The sequence below is a fragment of the Roseburia zhanii genome (assembly GCF_014287635.1).
GTDB lineage: Bacteria > Bacillota > Clostridia > Lachnospirales > Lachnospiraceae > Roseburia_B > Roseburia_B zhanii.
The window spans coordinates 145933-163480 of the sequence record NZ_JACOPH010000001.1; the positions used below are offsets into that span (position 1 = coordinate 145933).

The window sequence follows — 17548 nt, forward strand, 5'->3', positions numbered from 1 at the left end:
TTGACAGATACAGGATTTTTTTTCTATACTAAAGGTAATTTTAAAGTAGCAGAATATTAAGAGATGAGGAGAAACGGGATATGAAAAAATATGGATTTGGTGTAGATATCGGTGGAACGACCTGCAAGATCGGATTGTTTGAAACAACCGGTGTGATCATTGAAAAATGGGAGATTCCGACAAGAACAGATAATCATGGGGAAAATATCCTTTCAGATGTTACGGATTCTGTCATGGGGAAAATGGCTGAAAAAGGAATTTCCAAAGAGGACGTACAGGGAGTAGGAATCGGTGTTCCGGGACCGGTGACAGCAGAAGGTGTAGTTCAGAAATGTGTCAATTTAGGATGGGGTGTTTTTGATGTTGTCAAAGAAATGACGGAAAAGACCGGCTTATATATCAAAGTAGGAAATGATGCAAATGTAGCTGCGCTTGGCGAAATGTGGCAGGGTGGCGGAAAAGGCAGAAAGAATATGATCATGGTGACTCTTGGCACCGGCGTTGGCGGCGGTATCATTGTGGATGGCAAGATCGTAGCCGGCAGTCATGGAGCAGGAGGAGAGATCGGACATATGACTGTAAACACAGAAGAAACAGAACAATGCGGCTGTGGCAGATATGGCTGCCTGGAACAATATGCATCAGCTACCGGAGCGGTTCGTCTCGCAAAAAGGAAATTACAGGCAACAGACAAACAGACTGTATTGAGAAATTATGATCCACTGACAGCAAAAGATATTTTTGACGCAGCAAAGGCAAAGGATCAGGTAGCAGATGAAGTGGTTGAGGAAATGACAATGATCTTAGGAAAACAGTTATCTGATATGGCATGTGTAGTTGATCCGGAGATCATTGTCATTGGCGGAGGTGTATCGAAAGCGGGCACAATCCTTACTGAGCGTATTCAAAAATATTATAAAAAAGCAGCATTTTTGGTATGCCGGAATGCAGAATTTGCACTTGCAACATTAGGTAATGATGCCGGAATGTACGGCTGTGTGCAGATGATCTTACAATGATCAGATTTAGGATGTAAGAAAAAACGATAATAAAATTCACATAACTACTTTACAAATAAAAAAAAATATGTTAGTATGATTAGGCACGTTTAAGAAACGTGTCCTATATGACGATGCGTGGCTCAGTTTGGTAGAGCGCTGCGTTCGGGACGCAGAGGTCGCAGGTTCAAATCCTGTCGCATCGATTAAAGAAAACGCCTTAAAATCAAGGGTTTCAAGCAAAAAAGCATTCCATGTATGGAGTGCTTTTTTTAGGTTTTGACTAACATTTGACTAACGTTTTAAAATTATGCTTTCTTCTGGAATAATTCACTAAGTGAATTGGCGGCGTTTATGTCTTGCTTTTCTAATGCATGGGCGTATATGTCTAATGTGGTTGAGATCTCAGAGTGCCCTAGTCGGTGTGATACTGTTTTTATATCGATATTTTGAGCAATCAATAGTGTTGCGGATGTGTGACGCAGACCATGCAAGGTTATCATTGGCAGCTTATCCTCATGTGTATTGTTATAGATCTTGATAATTTTTTGAAACACTTTGTTTGGTGTGGATATATCCATTTGTTTTCCGTCTGATTGTGTAAATATATGCCCTGTGCCCTTCCAGTATGTTCCTAGTGACAGTTTATACCTTTGTTGTTCTGCTTTATGCTTTTTTAATAGCTTCATGGTTTCAAGTGGGAGCGTTACGGTTCTGTTAGATGAGAAAGTTTTAGGTGCTTTTGTTATTATTCCGTCTTTGGTTCGTGCTGATGATTTGGATATAGTGATGCTATTATTATTAAAATCTATATCATCCCATATTAGGGCTATAAGTTCACCACGACGGAAACCGCCAAATATAGCAAGATAGAATAATACCTTGTACTGTAAGTCTATAAATTTAGTTTCGTAGAGTTTTGTGCTTTCTTCTCCGTTTGCTTTTGTACGTCCCCAGTGTGCAACGCTGTAAGGTTTATCTAGCTGATCAAGAAAGGCTTGTGTTTGTTCGAGCGTGAAATGACGCACATCTGTAGTTTTCTCTACCTTAGGCGGCTTTACTCTTGCGCATGGGTTACTTTCTATCAGTTGCCAGTATACGGCAGTGTTTAGGCTGCTGCTGATGATCTGATGAATGCGCCTGATGGTTGTTGTACTATAGTGCTTTTCTATTCCATTTCGTGTATATCCATGTTCTTGTAGATCATTATATAGTCTTGTTATGTGTAATGGTTGGATTTCGGTGAGTTTTAAATGACCTATAGCCGGTATAATGATACCATTTAAGGAACTTTCACATCGTTCAATAGAGGTCTGCTCCATTTGTTTATTAGCATATTCTGCTAACCATAATTTAGCATATTCCTTATAGGTCATTTTTTCACCTTTTGGAACTTTTCCGTTCTTCACTTTATCCTCGAACTCCATAGCAAAGCGTTCTAGTGCCTTTTGGTTCTGCTTTTCTGTCTTGTCCGGGTCCGGTTTCCATGTAACACGTTCTAAGATCTGATTGTCGTAAATATCCCGCCCATTACTAACGGTTATCTGGTAACTGTTACCTCGTTTTCTTATACTTGCCATTGTATTACTTCCTTTCTGTTGAAAAATTGCTAAAAATGGGTACAAAAATAACAGCTATGACCTTGCCAAAGCTGCCCCGAATAGGATATAATACAAATGCTTATAATTTTGTATTTGTATTACCCCTATTCGGGTATATGTAAGAGCCGTCCTATTACCGTAGGGCGGTTTTTACTGTCTGTTTAGGATTTGCCTATTGTAAAAATGCTAAAATTGGCATATAATACACTTAACAAGAGAACCGAAAGCTAGATAAAGCCTAGCCGCCGGTAAGTAATTGCTATAAGATAGCGCCTTAGTTTACCAGACCGAGGGCGCTATTTTTTTCTGCTTTTAATGTGTAAAACAAGAGTGATTACAGCGCAGAGCATAATTACAAACGTGAATAGATCGCTATATGTAACCATTGGCACCAGCTCCCTTCATATGTATTCCGGCAGCTGACAAGATCGCCCCTTCGGTTCCCCGATTAAATGTATTATATTGTCAATGTGCCAGGACTGCCTAAGTTCAACTTAGGGTGTCAATTCAAATTGATTTATTAGCCGAAGCCATTTTTGGCTTCAGCGAATCCATTTTTGGATTGGTTGGATTCCGTCGGATTTCACGACGGTATAATCCAATCGAGTACCCAAACGATACCCGATCGGGTCCGATCAGTCCAACTTTGGACACATCAGCAGGTTCAAAGGGGCTTAATAATAGTAATACCCTTTGCCAGCTCCGCAGAGCCATCCACTTTAGAACCTGTAGGTTGCACTGGTGCAACTCTATTTGTCTGGTTCGGTGTACCGGGGGATTTCGGTTAGTTCTTCAACTCGTTTTAAGGCTTCTTTTTTTCCTAGTTTATTCAAAGTTTCATAATCATCTATGAGTTTCGCCTTGTCAGTTAGATCTATATAATATCCCTCGTATGGTTCAAGTTTTTCGCCTTTGTAGGTCATACCTGATCCGTATTTGATTTCATATTTTTCTGTGTCTAGGTCTAAGAATGCCATGACATCAGTATCTAGTGCATCTGCTATTTTTTGTATGGTTTCTATTTTAGGGTTCGATTTACCAGTTTCCCATTGTCCTATTTGTTGTTGAGATATTCCATTAAGCCGTTTCCCTAATTGCTTTTGCGTCAATCCCTTTTCTAATCTAATACGTTTTATGGTTTCACCAATACTCATGTTATCACCTCAAAAAAAATATAACATATGAAAAGATAACAAACAAGAAAAAAATTGTTTTTGAGTATTGACACAAGAAATAACTTGTTATATACTCACCTTATCACAAGAAAACGCTTGTGTCAATAAAAAAGCAGAAAGGAAGTGGCAACATGGAAATCAACACAAAAAAACTTCAAATTGCGATGGCTAGAAAATGTATGAATCCTAGCGATTTAGCAGTAGCTATTGGCTGTACAAGTACATCTATTCAACAGATCTTAAGAGGTGCTAGAGGTGTACAGATGAAGAAATTAGGCCTTATTTCTAAAGCATTAGAAGTAGATCCAGCGGAACTTATCGACTAAGCACAAGATCATGGCGGCGATGTAGTAAGAGAGATAGAAAGGAGCGTAAGCATGACCAGAGCAGAGAAAGCGCAGGTTATCATTGAAGAAATCAACGAATCGTACACGATCCCGACCTATATGGAGAAATACGTTACCCAGCGCATCATTGACGCACTGGAGCAGATCGAAGTCAAAGAGAAGAAAGGAGCGTAAGAGCATGGACGCACAAGAAAAGAAGTTCACAGAGCAGGATATGAGCAACTTTATGTCAATGCTTATGATACAACAAGATGTAAATTGGCGAATGGAGATGCAAACGAAAATAAATGCACTAGAGAATAAAGTGCGGCAGCTTAGCACATGGGTTGAAGCAAATAACGATCATCAGAGCAGGCGAACCGGTGTTGAAATGGTATCAATCAAAGAAGCAAGCCAGCGTTCCGGTATATCATACGATTTTATACGGAAAATGTGTATTAACAAGCAGATTTCTTATGTAAGAGCAGGCAGTAAATACCTTGTGAATTGGCGGTTGTTTCAGGAATATCTAAATAAAGGCGCGGCAATAAATGACGATTTAAAATAGAGAGGAGCATAGCATGGGAGAATCGACAAAGCGTTACTTTTGGCTGCGCTTAAAAAAAACATACTTTAACCAGCTAGAGCAGAAGAAGATGAGCCGACAGGCAAACGGTAAAGATATGCAAATAGTCTATCTTCGGATGATGTTATTAAGCCTAGATAATGATGGATATATCTTTTTTCAAGGTGTTTATGACAGCTTAGAGGAAGAATTGGCGGAAGAATTTAACGAATCAGTAGAGATCATAAGAAAAACGGTTACTTATCTCGTCAATAATAACATGGTGACAATAGACGCAGAGGATAATTGTTTTCTGCCAGAGGCACAGTCATTGACTGGTAGCGAGTGTTACAGTGCTGAAAGAATGCGGAGATTAAGAAAAAAACTCAAAGCGTCACATTGTGACAGTGATGTTACACCATGTGACGAAGAGAAAGAGATAGAGAAAGATAAAGAGAATAGTAATATAAATACTAACTGTGCATCTGACAATGCACCGAAAGCCAGCAGATCAGAAATCAATGAATTTTTTGAAAGGATCTGGAAACTGTACCCGAATAAGAAAGGTAAAGGGCAGGTAAGCGATGCAAAGAAAAAGAAACTGTATGATATTGGCTATGACGAGATCAGCAGAGCGATAGACCGTTACAAGGACGGACTGTTAAAAGATGATTGGCGAAAGCCACAGAATGGCAGTACATTTTTTAACAGTGGCTACGTGGACTATTTAGATGCAAATTACAGTAAACCACAGGATCGGCAGGAAATGGACGCAGAGCAGCAGAGGGCACAGTGGCAGCGTAATTATGAGGAAAACCAACAGTATCTTAGAAAGATGCTGGGAACTCCACGCCCAACGCAACCAGATGATCCATTCCAGTAAGGCGGTGGGATATGATAAATTTAGACGGCAGCTACAGTGAACGAACGATTGAATTTTTATCAAGATACCGCCCGCTTATCAACGGACAGGCATACAGGGCAATTTCCATGACACCGGACGAGATCGCAGAGCGCAGGGCATATATACGGCAGAAACTCCGCAGGAGCAGCTTTAATAATCTAAGCAATGACACACTGGATCAGTGCTTATATTACGAACTGGACGGTATGAGATTTTTTGAAGATGAAAAAGGTTACTGTTACGCTTTGAAAGCTGAACGTGTTTCAGCAGAGCAGGGAGATTTCCGTAAATCAAGGGCTATGATCCCATTTGAATACATAGGATTGAAAACTCACGACTTTAAGTGGAATGTTTACAGTGAAGATACCACAAAAGCAAAAGATATTTTAAACCGGTATCTGCTAAGTTTCCCGGCCATGAAAGAGAAGGGAATGGGTGTATATATCTGTTCCGGCACCAAAGGGAGCGGAAAGACAATGTTGTCATGCTGTATCATAAACGAGATAGCGGACAAGTACACCTTAAATATTAAGTTTATCAATGTGCTAGATCTGTTGGAACTGACCAAAAAGAGTTATAAAAGTGATGATACCTTACAGACGGTACAGAATGCGGTTGTACTGGTGATCGATGACATAGGCGTACAGTTGTCTAGGGAATGGACGGATACGGTGCTTTACCGGCTTATCAATGAGCGGTACGCAAACCACAGGGTGACGATATACACAAGCAACCTGAAGATTGACGATTTGAAAATAGACGACCGTATTAAGGACAGGATAGAAGCAACTTCTTATATTGTGAACCTCCCAGAAACACCGGTACGGAAGAATAAGAGCGAAGCGGATAAGAATAAGCTGATGGACGATCTGATGAAGAAAAACGCCCCGAATGGTGCGGCAACACCATCACAGGGCAAGTAACCCGAAAACCCATTCAAAGACCGGTTACGGCTGTATTATAGCAGATACCGGCAGAAAGAGGAAGATATGCAAGTAAAAAATAGTAAAGTATTTCAGTATTTAAAGAGCAATGACAATACATTTAAAGTGGCAGATGGTAGTCCAGATTTACCAGCATCTGTTGTAGAAGAATATGCACAAGAAATACATGATATTTTAGTAAATAAAGGTTTTACATATATGAATTGCCATGTGATCCTTCATATTGTCAATGATGTTTTAAGAGAAGAACGGGATATAACAAGAATATAGTGTGTATTGGAAAGGGGAAAATATGAGTAAAAAAGAATATATGGATTTAATGGAAAAATTTTTTGATGCTAATCAGATTCTGGAAGTATGCCAAGGCTATACACAGGCAGACACGCCAAATATTATGATCTTATCAAATGTACTTTTTGAATTGACAAAAAGATATACAGATTTGTATTTATCATTGGTTACTAATAAGGATTATAGGGAAGTAGAAAAATGATCAAGATCAGGATATCCTATGATAAGCAGCAGGAAGCCGAAAGGCTTTTACAGATCCTTTCACCAGCGATTAAAGGCGCAAAGGTTCAGAAGTCCGAAAACGGACAGCACAAGAAGATATACATAACCATAGGGCGGTTAGGCTCTGAATGATACAACCCTCACCCACAAGTCCCATGCATGGCACAGTATAACAGTGACCGGTATGGGGCTTTTTGAAATGAAACGTTTCAGATGCACACAAAAAAGGGTGCAATGTGTGCACACAAAAAAGGGTGCAAAGGGTGCACACAAAGCGAACGCAAAGCGAACGCTGACAGAACGTTTCGTTCGGGCAGATTAAGGCAAATGTCCGGCATTGGAACACTTACAAATACTTACATTCTATGCGGCTTAGAGCCTAAGATTTCCTAAGGTGTTAGGGCATTGTAAAAGCCTTTATACAAAGAGGATACAAAGAAAAAACTATAAGGAAAGTATCAAACACAATAGGTACTAAGTACAGGCAATCTATAGGTCAAAATCTCTGGTGATTTGTTGGAATACAAACCGGATACAAACCGGAATACGTGACTAAGATTTACTATAGCATCGAACCGCAGTATATGATATAATCAGCTTATGCAAATAAAATATTAAAGTACCCCAGCGGCGTGTATATCCTCCATCATGCCGACGCTGGAAGCCTAGATATATGGCGCGGGAAGTATGAACCGATTGAACCGGTTTGTATTTTCCGCGCTTTTTATTTGCAAATAGTCCACCGGGACGTTAAAGAAGGGAATAGGAACATGAAAATAAAAGTAAGATACTGCGGTTACGGATATGTAGAACAGACAGCCGGTGATCTGCTGGAAATGCTGACAGCAGGGCGGGAGTATGTCGATCTTAAGGTAATCGGTCTTAGTGACATTATGGCAGCGGTTGTATTGATTTATAAGGAGTAAGCAGATGGAAGGAAGAAACGGAGCCAACGGGGGCGAAAACACCGGAAAAACATTCACGCAGGAAGAAGTAAACCAGATCGTAAGCAGTCGGTTGAAAGAAGAACGTGAAAAGATGAAACGTGAACAGGATGCGGTTATAGCAGATATGGAAAAGAACATCAAGGCTAGAGAAATGCGCATGAATGTTCTTGACAGACTTAAAAGTAAGGGATTGCCGGAATCATTAGCGGATGCAATCAACTGTTCAGACGAGGAGTCGATCAATAAGAGCATTGAAATATTAACGAATACATATAAAACAGGAGAGAACGGGCATCTCAAGGCAGAATATCACCCGGTAGGCGGTACCGGAGAGAGAACAGACCCGATCAGGGAAGCCATGGGATTAGCACCGTAGAAAGGATTTAATTATGGCTATTAACTTAGTAACTAGATTTCTACCATACGTAGATGAAATTTTCAAAAAAGAGAGTAAAAAGGCACTTGTAACGAATCAGGATTTCGACTGGACCGGTGCACATACAGTAAAGGTGTACAAGGTCAGCACCGGATCAATGAACGATTATGACAGAGCCGGAACCGGCAGCGGTGTAGAAGGTTCAAGATTTGGTACTGTGGAGAGCCTAAACGCCACTACAGAGGAGTTTACGCTTAGAAAAGACAGATCTTTTACATTTGCCATCGATAAGCTGGATACAGACGAAACAGCGCAGCAGGTGGCAGCATCAACGGCACTTGCAAGACAGCAGAGAGAGGTTGTCATACCGGAAGTAGACACATATGTATACGGAGTGATCGCAGCCGGAGCAGGGACAAAGCCAAAAGCGGTTGCACTGACTGCTGATAACATCTACGACGAGATCACAAAGGCAACAAATGCCCTTGATAATGCGGAAGTACCGGAAGAAGACAGGGTATTGATCGTAAACCCCGACGTATACCGTCTGATGAAGAAATCAAAGGATATTGTGATGGAAACGGATGTTGACAGCAATTTACGCAAGCAGGGCGTTGTGTCGAACTTAGACGGTGCTTTAGTTATCAAAGTACCAGCGGTCAGACTGCCGGAGCACTGCGGCTTTATTCTCTGCCATCCATCGGCAACGGTAGCACCGACAAAGCTGGAAGATTACCGGGTGCATCAGGACCCGCCGGGGATCAGCGGATCACTGGTTGAGGGGCGTATCTGTTACGATGCATTTGTACTTGAGAATAAGCAAAATGCTATCTATTATCAGGAGCAGCCGGCAGAATAAGAATGAAATGTGTGCGGGGTGTCTGTATCAGATGCCCCGTCAGGTGTTTCAGATGCACACAGAAAAGGAATGACCACATGACAGCAGAAGAAAAGAAAGTGTACTTACAATCTTATCAGGCATCATTATCTTGCATTGAACGGTACAAGGTCTATATTTCGATTGTGGAAGAATTTAAGGCAGACTATGACCGGTCTTTACAATGGTGTCATAGTCCGCAGGTTGTACAGGAACTGACCGATCAGATAAAAGAACTTGACACATACAAAGCAGAGTATCAGAAGGTCATAGAGGATAAAACCAAAGTATGCGATCATGTAATATCCAGCATCTTTAGTATGCCGGAAGAAAGAGATCAAGCGCTACTGTCTTATAGGTATATAGACGGCATGACATGGGAGCAGATAGCGGATCATATGCTTTATGCTATGACGCATATACACCGGCTGCATAACAGGGCATTGGAACACTTAGAACTGTGAATGATGGTAACTGGTGCTTTTATTCTGCTTCAGACCATGTTATAATATGGTCACTCTATAAAACATATTTGTTGAAAGCATCGAGCCATGAACGGCAGACGGTGCTTTTTTATTTGACATATGCGGATATGATGAGATAAACTGATCACGGCAGAACAGGATTGTATTTTAGAAACATCGAATCGCGCTAATGGTATTCGGTGCTTCTAAATTATAGGGCAGGATTTGACTAATATTTGACTAACATTTTTTTGTTTTTTGCATCTTAGAAGTAATTAAGTAGAAAAAACACAAGCACAAAATGCCATAAAATCAGTACTTTGAGATTAGACCGCATCAAAGCGATATGTTTTTTTAAAATTCGGGACGCAGAGGTCGCAGGTTCAAATCCTGTCGCATCGATTAAAAAAGTAAGGGTGGATACCAAAGGTATCCATCCTTACTTTTTTAATCGATGATGCAAGAATCTAAACATAGATATCAGCTAGAACCAACACACCCGTTCGGTGCAGAGGATCCACGAGGTCCGGTGGACCTCGGCTCTGGACCGACCGGAGCGGAGCGGAGACCGCAGGTTCAAATCTAAGAAACCATTTAAACCCCTCCATAAAACACCCCAACTCAAGGTTGCAAATCCTCACAAGAAACGATAAAATAAAAAGCAGTAAAGAATTAAGAAATTCGAAGCGGTTAAAGTAAGGGCAGCCAGGTGAAAAACGAAAAAGTTTAAGCAGCAGCGTATTCAAAATGACAAACGAGGAGAGTGTAGAAAATGGAGTATAATGAAGAGTATTTTGCAGAGAGTGCAAACAGGAAAGCAATGGCAATCTGGGCAATATTAGGTATTGTATTGTCAGCCGCCTATGCATTGGAGATTGTAAAAGGTTTACGGACAGTGCAGTATTACATTGTTTTTGTATTAGTATGCTGGATACCATTTATAGTGGGATTATTAGTGCTTAAGGTCAAAGGCAGAGCAACCAAGTATTATCGGGAAGTACTCGTCATTGGCTATGGTATCTTTTATGCATTTGTATTGATGACAACAACTTCACAGCTTGCATTTACTTACATTATGCCGATCGCAAGTATGTTGATCTTGTTTAAAGATACAAAGTTCATGGTACGATGCGGTGTAGAAAGTGTCATTGTACTTTTGATCTTCATTATCAAGAATTACCTCGGTGGAATGAATGCGCCATCGGATGTGACCAATTATGAGATTCAGCTGGCAGCGATTATTTTATGTTATGTCGGTTTTATCCTTTCTTCCAATCATCTGACTAAATCAGATGCCGCAATGCTCAATTCTGTAAAAGATAATTTAGACCGGGTGATCACAACCATCCAGCAGGTAAAAACAGCCAGTAATTCCGTAGTAGATGGCGTAACAGTTGTCAGGGAATTAGCAGATGAAAATAAAGAGGGAGCAGGAGCAGTCGTTGACAGTATGCAGGAAGTTTCCCAGAATAACGATGTTTTAGGCGGTAGGATCGATTCTTCTTTGGATATGACAGAAGATATTGCAAGACAGGTCAGCAACGTTGTAGAACTGACCAAGCGGATCAAAGAAATCATCGAAGCATCTGTACAACATGCAGATACCAGTACAAAAGATCTGGCTGAAGTTATGGAATCGACCAATATGATGGAACAGTTGTCTTCAGAAATAGAGCATATTTTAGGGGAGTTCCGTCAGCAGTTTGATATGGTAAAACAGGAAACAGGAACAATTGAGAATATCACTTCACAGACAAATCTGTTAGCACTCAATGCATCGATCGAAGCAGCGAGAGCCGGTGAAGCCGGAAAAGGATTTGCAGTTGTTGCAGATGAGATCCGGAATTTAAGTATGGGAACGCAGTCTTCTTCAGGAAGTATCTTAGAAGCATTAGGGCATTTAGAACATACATCAGAACGTATGACAGAGTCCGTGACAGAGATCTTGAAGCTGATCCAGGAAACACTTTCAAGTATGACAGCAGTCAATGAAAGTGTGACAACAATCGCAGCAGATTCAAGAGAATTAGGCAGTCAGATTCAGGTTATTGATTCTGCAATCAGTCAGGTGGAAGTATCTAACCAGAATATGGTGGATAATATGCAGCAGGTCAGAAATATCATGGAAACTGTTACAGACGGTGTGAAGAACTCTGAAACAACAACGAAGAGCATGTTAGGCAAATATGAAGAAACATCTAAAAATGTCCTTCATATTGAACAGGTTGTCGGTAAACTGATCGAAGAACTTGGTGCCGGTGGATTTATGGGAGCAGACGATATCAAAGCCGGAATGAGTATCTGCGTGATCGCAAGTGGAGAAGATAGAAAAAATGCAGAGTTTAAGACAAGAGTCATTAAGGTGCATGATGGGAATATTCTGATCGATGCGGAATCAGCAAAGGATTTCTTTGAATCGGGAGATAAACACCAGATATATAAATTACAGGCAATTGTAGATAATGAGATGTACAGTTGGGATAATATCAGAATACATAAAGAACAGAATGTATATGTACTGTCAGTTTCCGGTAATCCAAAGGTTGTAAACAGAAGAAAATATCCAAGGTTATCGATCCAGAACAGCTGTCAGATCATACTTGGCCCAGATGCAACAGCGTATCGCGGAACAATGTTGAATATCAGTGCCGGAGGATGTGCATTTACAGTAACCGATCCTGCATTTGCAACAGCACCGGGCAAGGCAATGAAAGTAACAATCGATGATTTTAGTTTGTTACAGGGTAAACCATTAGAGGGTATCGTGATCCGGTCGACAAATGATGAGGGATGTTATACCGTAGGATGCCGTCTGATCGAAGATAACGATGCTATCTGTGAATATGTTAAGACAAAAATGCATTAGGGCATGATGCTTTTGGATAAAAAAATACAGCTATGTATGTTATTTCATATACATAGCTGTATTTTTTTATCCAAAACATTGCTATTCTGACCACAAGTGCAGTTTAAGATCAAAGCCTATTTTGATAACAGCGCTTTATCATCATCAAATGTTTCTCCACTAGCCTGTTCAAATTTCATAAGCAAGTCTTCTACGGTCAGTGATTTCTTTTCATCACCGGAGATATCTAAGGCTACTTGTCCTTCATTCATCATGATCAGACGGTTTCCATGAGCAATGGCATCACGCATATTATGTGTGACCATCATAGCAGTCAGATGGTTTTCAGCAATGATCTTATCGGATAACTCTAATACCTTTGCAGCAGTCTTAGGATCAAGTGCAGCGGTATGTTCGTCTAATAAAAGTACCTTTGGTTTCTGCAAGGCAGCCATTAGAAGCGTTAAAGCCTGTCTTTGACCACCGGAGAGAAGTCCGACTTTAGAAGACATACGCTCTTCCAAACCAAGATCTAATTCTTTTAAGATCTCATGGTATTTTTCACGTTCTGCTTTTGTAATACCCCATTTCAGACCACGCTTCTGTCCACGTCTTGCAGCAAGGGCGAGGTTTTCCTGAATCTCCATGGTAGCAGCAGTGCCGGTCATCGGATCCTGAAAGACACGGCCGAGATATTTTGCACGCTTATATTCCGGCAGACCGGTGACATCTATGCCGTCAATACTGATAGAACCCTGATCGATCGGCCAGACACCGGCAACAGCATTGAGCATGGTAGATTTTCCAGCACCATTTCCACCGATTACAGTAACAAAATCACCGTCGTTTAACGTAAGGGATACACCACGTAATGCGGGTTTTTCATTGATCGTTCCAATATTAAAAGTCTTATGAACCTGATTTAAAACTAACATGATGCAGCACCTCCATTTTTGGCAGATTTCTTAAAGCTGTTTTTGGACTTCCCTTTGAGATATGGTACGGCAAGGAAAATAGCAACGACGATCGCAGAGAACAGTTTTAAGTTTTCCTGTGGCAGTTTCAGCCAGAGTACGAAGCAGATGACCAGATAGTAGATGATCGCACCGATCACAACAAATACTAAACGGGCAATGAAATTCAGGTGTTTTCTAAAAATCGCTTCTCCAAGGACTTCTCCGATGATAACGGCTGCAAGACCGATAACGATCGCACCACGTCCCATATTAACATCAGCGTTACCCTGATACTGTGCATAAAGTCCACCGGCTAAAGCAACGAGTCCGTTAGAAATGGCAAGTGCCAATACTTTTGCAACGTTGGTATTGATACCCTGCGCTTTTGCCATATTCGGGTTACAGCCTGTTGCGCGGATCGTAAATCCCTGCTCTGTTCCAAAGTACCAGTACATGATACCGATGATCACGATCAGGAAAATGATCGTAATGATAATGGATAACGGGATGTAGCGGAGAGATACGATTAAGTTAAAGTTATCTACGCTGATCGCCTGATTGGATTTACCCATGATATTTAAGTTGATCGAATAAAGGGCAATCTGTGTCAGGATACCGGCAAGAATGTCGGAAATACCAAGTGCCGTATGTAAAAATGCTGTGATGAGTCCGGCTAAGACACCTGCAGCAAAAGAAACTGCTAAAGCAGCAGCAGGCGGGCAGCCATTTAAGATCAACATGACAGCTACCGCACCACCGGTTGCAAGAGAACCGTCAACTGTCAGATCGGCAAAATTCAATATCTTATAGGTGAGATATACACCAAGTGCCATGATGCCCCAGATCAGTCCCTGTGCGACAGAACCGGGCATTGCCCTGAAAAGGGAAAAAATGTTTAACATAGAAAAAATACCTCCATATATTTGTGTGTATAAAAATAGGAAAAAGAGAGTAATCAAACAAGTTCGTCAATTACCCTCTTTAATGATGTTTTGTTTAAAGCTGCATCTTAGTAACCTTCGATCGCAATGTAATCATCAGGAACTGTGATATTCAGTTCACCTGCGATCGTAGGATTGTATTTCTTATCAGTTGCAGATGCATATTCAATATCCATAGTGGAAGGATCAGCATTATTTACTAAGATTTCGTAAGCCATCTCACCGGTTTTGTAACCAAGGTCATAATAGCTGATGGATAAAGTGGCAAGTCCACCTGCACAGATACCTTCTTCTCCGGTAATTACAGGAATACCGGCAGGTACAGTAACGTTTTTGATGATCTCGGTATTTGCTGCCATTGTATTATCAGTCGGTACATAGATACAGTCACAGTCTGCGATAGCATTTGTCACAACGGACTGGATCTCATTAGAATCGGCTGCTGTATATTCTTTCCATGCAATGCCTTTTTTATCTAAATATTTTCCGACTTCAGTTGCCTGATATACGGAGTTTGCTTCAGCAGAACAATATAAGATACCAACCTGTTTTACATCCGGTACAAGTTCTGCAAGCATATCTACCTGCTGGTCTAACGGTGCAAGATCAGAGGTTCCGGTGATGTTGGTTCCGGTAGAACCGTTCCAGTCGGAAATGTTCAATGCAGTTGCATAATCAGTTACTGAAGTTGCTACGATAGGGATTTCAGATGTAGCTGCTGCACATGCCTGTAAAGCTGAAGTAGCATTTGCCATGATCAGATCAACATCATCTGCAACGAAACTGGTTGCGATCGAAGCACAATTTGTAGCTTCACCCTGTGCATTCTGAAGATCGAACTGCACTTTGTCTTTTCCTAACTTTTCGATCAATGCATCCTGAAAACCTTTTGTAGCAGCGTCTAACGCTTCGTGCTCTAACTGCTGGCAGATACCAATGTGGTATACCCCTTCATCAGATGAACTTCCGCAAGCTGCAAGACTCATTGCCATGGATGCGATGAGAATGGAAGAAAGTATTTTTTTCATCTTTTTCATAATTGGATAATCCTCCCGTAAATTTAATGAATTAAAGTACTAAATGATAGATAAATTATAATGACTGCATGGAACAAAGTCAATCCCCTAACGAGAGGAAATACTTTCTTTTTCCACGATAGTATGATAATCTGAGTATATCTTTTATCTGAATTTTTTGAAGATCTTTGATGAATATCCGCAGATTCTGCCGTAAATCTCTTTTGATAATGTATAAATACCGCATTACGAGCGGTAAAATTTAAAGGAAGATATATGACAATTCTAAAAAAATCATGGGAACGTCTATGTGCCATCATGGCATATGCAGACGAGTGGGCTTTAGATATGCTCTATCCGCCCCGCTGTCCATTCTGTGACAAAGTGACAGAGAAAAGTGAGCCAATCTGCCCTTCCTGTCGGAAAAAAATCCATCTGACAGGAGATACTGTCTGTATGTGGTGCGGGAAACCGCTTTCAGACAAACGCACGGAATTCTGTATGGATTGTGCGAAGTATAAACATCATTTTATACAGGGGAAAGCAGTCTGGGTATATGAAAAACCGGTGCCGGAATCTATTTACCGTTTTAAGTATCAGAATAAACGGGAATATGGCAGGGCATATGCAAAAGAGATGGCAGAACGGTATGGTACATGGATCAGGAAAAGGCAGATACAGGCGGTCGTACCGGTTCCGCTTCATAAGAACAGAAAGAGAAAAAGAGGATATAATCAGGCAGAGATCATAGCAGAAGAGTTAGGAAAAATCTTAGGATTGCCGGTGTATACAGACCTGTTGACAAGGGTTCGTGATACCATGCCCCAAAAGATGTTGAATCAGACAGAAAGAAAAAATAATCTGAAAAAGGCTTTTAAAACAACGAAAAGTAGTGTACAATTACAGTATATTTTAATCGTAGATGACATATATACGACAGGGAGTACGTTAGATGCTGCTGCAGCAGCACTGATAGAAGCAGGCAGTAAAGGGGTATACACCTGTTGCGTGAGTATGGGTAGAGGTTACTAGGAGGAGCGTAGAATGGATGTCAGAAGTTGCAGAAATTGCGGAAGACTGTTTAATTATTTGCAAGGACCGCCGATATGTCCTGCATGCAGAAAGAAATTAGAAGATAAGTTTGAACGGGTGAAGGATTATATCAGAGAGCATGAAACAGCTACCATGCAGGAGATTTCAGATGATAATGATGTTTCCGTAAAACAGATTAAACAGTGGGTGCGTGAAGAACGGTTGACGTTTACAGATAATTCACCGGTAGGGATTGAATGTGAGAATTGCGGTGCAATGATCCGTACCGGAAGGTTCTGTGACGCATGTAAGAATAAGATGGCAAGCAATCTTAAGAAAATGTACGAGATGCCACCTAAAGAAGATAAAGGTGTCCGCCAGAGAGATAAGGATCGGATGCGTTTTTTGGATAAGACCTGATAAAAAGACAGCGTGGAGCTGTCTTTTTTGATATCTGGCAGAATACGTTGTGGCAATGGGGGCTCTTTTATGATCTTAATAAAAATTTCAAAAATTCCTATAAAACAAAAAACTTTGCAATTAGTTTCTGGTATGGTATACTATAAATAAGTATGCACTTATAATTATGAGAGTATCAAATAGCTGTATGTATTTAGACAAGGAGAGTGCCGGGAGATATGCTGAACGAAGAACGTGTCTGTGAGATGGCGAGAATGGCGATGTTTGACCAGAACGAAGGAAGTAAATGCAAGCCGATGATCTCGTATTTCCGGAAAGATTATATTGCAAAAGAGATGCTAAAGAGTTTTGTAACAGGAACCCTGTCTTTTTTTATGCTGCTTGCACTTGGGATTGTGTATAGCATGGAGCAGTTAGTGGAGCAGATCAATTCCATTGATCTGAAACAGATATTGATTGAAAGCGTATTAGCGTATGCAGTTTTTATGGCAGTTTACTTTTTGATCACATATATTGTCTATAATATACGTTACAGTAAGGGACGGCAGGCAGTGAAGAAATATTACCTGCATTTGAGGAAGGTAAATAAAATATATCGTGAAGAAGAACAGGCATGATCTGTCTGATACGTTTGGCAAAATGGTAAAG

At 40.7% G+C, this 17548-nt stretch carries 22 protein-coding genes and 1 tRNA gene; 18 read left to right on the forward strand and 5 right to left on the reverse strand.

Annotation, left to right across the window (positions count from 1 at the left end; all coding sequences use genetic code 11):
- Nucleotides 1-80 precede the first annotated feature (80 nt).
- The gene (locus H8S17_RS00740) at nt 81-1019 is read left to right on the forward strand and encodes an ROK family glucokinase (protein WP_186865820.1); all 939 of its coding nucleotides are present in this window, start codon (nt 81-83) and stop codon (nt 1017-1019) included.
- Nucleotides 1020-1130: 111 nt separating this feature from the next.
- Nucleotides 1131-1204 (forward strand) — tRNA-Pro (locus H8S17_RS00745).
- Between the two features lie 102 nt (nt 1205-1306).
- Here the strand turns inward: H8S17_RS00745 and H8S17_RS00750 are convergent.
- Both H8S17_RS00750 and H8S17_RS00755 read right to left on the reverse strand, forming a co-directional pair.
- Nucleotides 1307-2578 carry a tyrosine-type recombinase/integrase gene (locus H8S17_RS00750; RefSeq protein WP_186865821.1) on the reverse strand — a complete coding sequence of 424 codons (1272 nt, stop codon included), beginning with the start codon at nt 2576-2578 and terminating at the stop codon, nt 1307-1309.
- 770 nt (nt 2579-3348) lie between these two features.
- A complete protein-coding gene (locus H8S17_RS00755) occupies nt 3349-3753 on the reverse strand; it encodes a helix-turn-helix domain-containing protein (RefSeq protein WP_186865822.1) in 405 nt (134 codons plus the stop codon).
- Nucleotides 3754-3905: 152 nt separating this feature from the next.
- On the opposite strand from H8S17_RS00755, the gene H8S17_RS00760 reads away from it, so the two are divergent.
- The 13 genes from H8S17_RS00760 (at nt 3906) to H8S17_RS00820 (ending at nt 12556) form a co-directional block, all read left to right on the forward strand.
- Nucleotides 3906-4100: a helix-turn-helix domain-containing protein gene (locus H8S17_RS00760; RefSeq protein WP_186865823.1), complete on the forward strand. Its 195-nt coding sequence runs from the start codon at nt 3906-3908 to the stop codon at nt 4098-4100.
- A gap of 51 nt (nt 4101-4151) precedes the next feature.
- Entirely contained in the window at nt 4152-4295 is a 144-nt protein-coding gene (locus H8S17_RS00765; protein WP_178051733.1) for a hypothetical protein, read from the forward strand.
- 4 nt (nt 4296-4299) lie between these two features.
- Nucleotides 4300-4668, forward strand: a complete 369-nt coding sequence (locus H8S17_RS16435; protein WP_243237923.1) for an excisionase family DNA-binding protein — start codon at nt 4300-4302, stop codon at nt 4666-4668.
- A gap of 13 nt (nt 4669-4681) precedes the next feature.
- On the forward strand, nt 4682-5548 hold the full coding sequence (locus H8S17_RS00775) for a phage replisome organizer N-terminal domain-containing protein (RefSeq protein WP_186865824.1): 867 nt from the start codon (nt 4682-4684) through the stop codon (nt 5546-5548).
- Nucleotides 5549-5559: 11 nt separating this feature from the next.
- A complete protein-coding gene (locus H8S17_RS00780; protein WP_186865825.1) occupies nt 5560-6492 on the forward strand; it encodes an ATP-binding protein in 933 nt (310 codons plus the stop codon).
- A gap of 66 nt (nt 6493-6558) precedes the next feature.
- Nucleotides 6559-6783 (forward strand): hypothetical protein, encoded by a 225-nt coding sequence (locus H8S17_RS00785; protein ID WP_186865826.1) that lies wholly within the window; start codon nt 6559-6561, stop codon nt 6781-6783.
- A 22-nt stretch (nt 6784-6805) separates the two neighbouring features.
- A complete protein-coding gene (locus H8S17_RS00790) occupies nt 6806-7006 on the forward strand; it encodes a hypothetical protein (RefSeq protein ID WP_186865827.1) in 201 nt (66 codons plus the stop codon).
- On the forward strand, nt 7003-7158 hold the full coding sequence (locus H8S17_RS00795; protein ID WP_186865828.1) for a hypothetical protein: 156 nt from the start codon (nt 7003-7005) through the stop codon (nt 7156-7158). Before H8S17_RS00790 ends, H8S17_RS00795 begins: the two co-directional genes overlap by 4 nt.
- A 638-nt stretch (nt 7159-7796) precedes the next feature.
- Nucleotides 7797-7952, forward strand: coding sequence for a hypothetical protein (locus tag H8S17_RS00800; RefSeq protein ID WP_186865829.1), 156 nt, complete (start codon nt 7797-7799; stop codon nt 7950-7952).
- Between the two features lie 4 nt (nt 7953-7956).
- Nucleotides 7957-8349, forward strand: coding sequence for a hypothetical protein (locus H8S17_RS00805; RefSeq protein ID WP_178051481.1), 393 nt, complete (start codon nt 7957-7959; stop codon nt 8347-8349).
- Nucleotides 8350-8362: 13 nt separating this feature from the next.
- Nucleotides 8363-9208, forward strand: coding sequence for an encapsulin (locus H8S17_RS00810; protein ID WP_178051482.1), 846 nt, complete (start codon nt 8363-8365; stop codon nt 9206-9208).
- 77 nt (nt 9209-9285) lie between these two features.
- Nucleotides 9286-9690 (forward strand): sigma factor-like helix-turn-helix DNA-binding protein, encoded by a 405-nt coding sequence (locus H8S17_RS00815; RefSeq protein ID WP_186865830.1) that lies wholly within the window; start codon nt 9286-9288, stop codon nt 9688-9690.
- Nucleotides 9691-10462: 772 nt separating this feature from the next.
- On the forward strand, nt 10463-12556 hold the full coding sequence (locus H8S17_RS00820; protein WP_186865831.1) for a methyl-accepting chemotaxis protein: 2094 nt from the start codon (nt 10463-10465) through the stop codon (nt 12554-12556).
- A gap of 116 nt (nt 12557-12672) precedes the next feature.
- Here H8S17_RS00820 and H8S17_RS00825 read toward each other — a convergent pair whose 3' ends face one another.
- The 3 genes from H8S17_RS00825 to H8S17_RS00835 all read right to left on the reverse strand — a co-directional run bounded on the left by H8S17_RS00825 (nt 12673) and on the right by H8S17_RS00835 (nt 15469).
- A complete protein-coding gene (locus tag H8S17_RS00825; RefSeq protein ID WP_178051485.1) occupies nt 12673-13470 on the reverse strand; it encodes an ABC transporter ATP-binding protein in 798 nt (265 codons plus the stop codon).
- Entirely contained in the window at nt 13464-14393 is a 930-nt protein-coding gene (locus H8S17_RS00830; protein ID WP_243237924.1) for an ABC transporter permease, read from the reverse strand. The genes H8S17_RS00825 and H8S17_RS00830 overlap by 7 nt, the downstream gene beginning before the upstream one ends.
- 107 nt (nt 14394-14500) lie before the next feature.
- Nucleotides 14501-15469: an ABC transporter substrate-binding protein gene (locus H8S17_RS00835; protein WP_186865832.1), complete on the reverse strand. Its 969-nt coding sequence runs from the start codon at nt 15467-15469 to the stop codon at nt 14501-14503.
- Nucleotides 15470-15724: 255 nt separating this feature from the next.
- Between H8S17_RS00835 and H8S17_RS00840 the strand changes: the two genes are divergently transcribed.
- From H8S17_RS00840 to H8S17_RS00850, 3 genes are all read left to right on the forward strand, one after another.
- Nucleotides 15725-16480, forward strand: coding sequence for a ComF family protein (locus H8S17_RS00840; protein ID WP_243237925.1), 756 nt, complete (start codon nt 15725-15727; stop codon nt 16478-16480).
- Between the two features lie 12 nt (nt 16481-16492).
- Nucleotides 16493-16900 carry a flagellar protein gene (locus H8S17_RS00845; RefSeq protein WP_186865833.1) on the forward strand — a complete coding sequence of 136 codons (408 nt, stop codon included), beginning with the start codon at nt 16493-16495 and terminating at the stop codon, nt 16898-16900.
- 218 nt (nt 16901-17118) lie between these two features.
- Nucleotides 17119-17517 (forward strand): hypothetical protein, encoded by a 399-nt coding sequence (locus H8S17_RS00850; protein WP_186865834.1) that lies wholly within the window; start codon nt 17119-17121, stop codon nt 17515-17517.
- Nucleotides 17518-17548 lie beyond the last annotated feature (31 nt).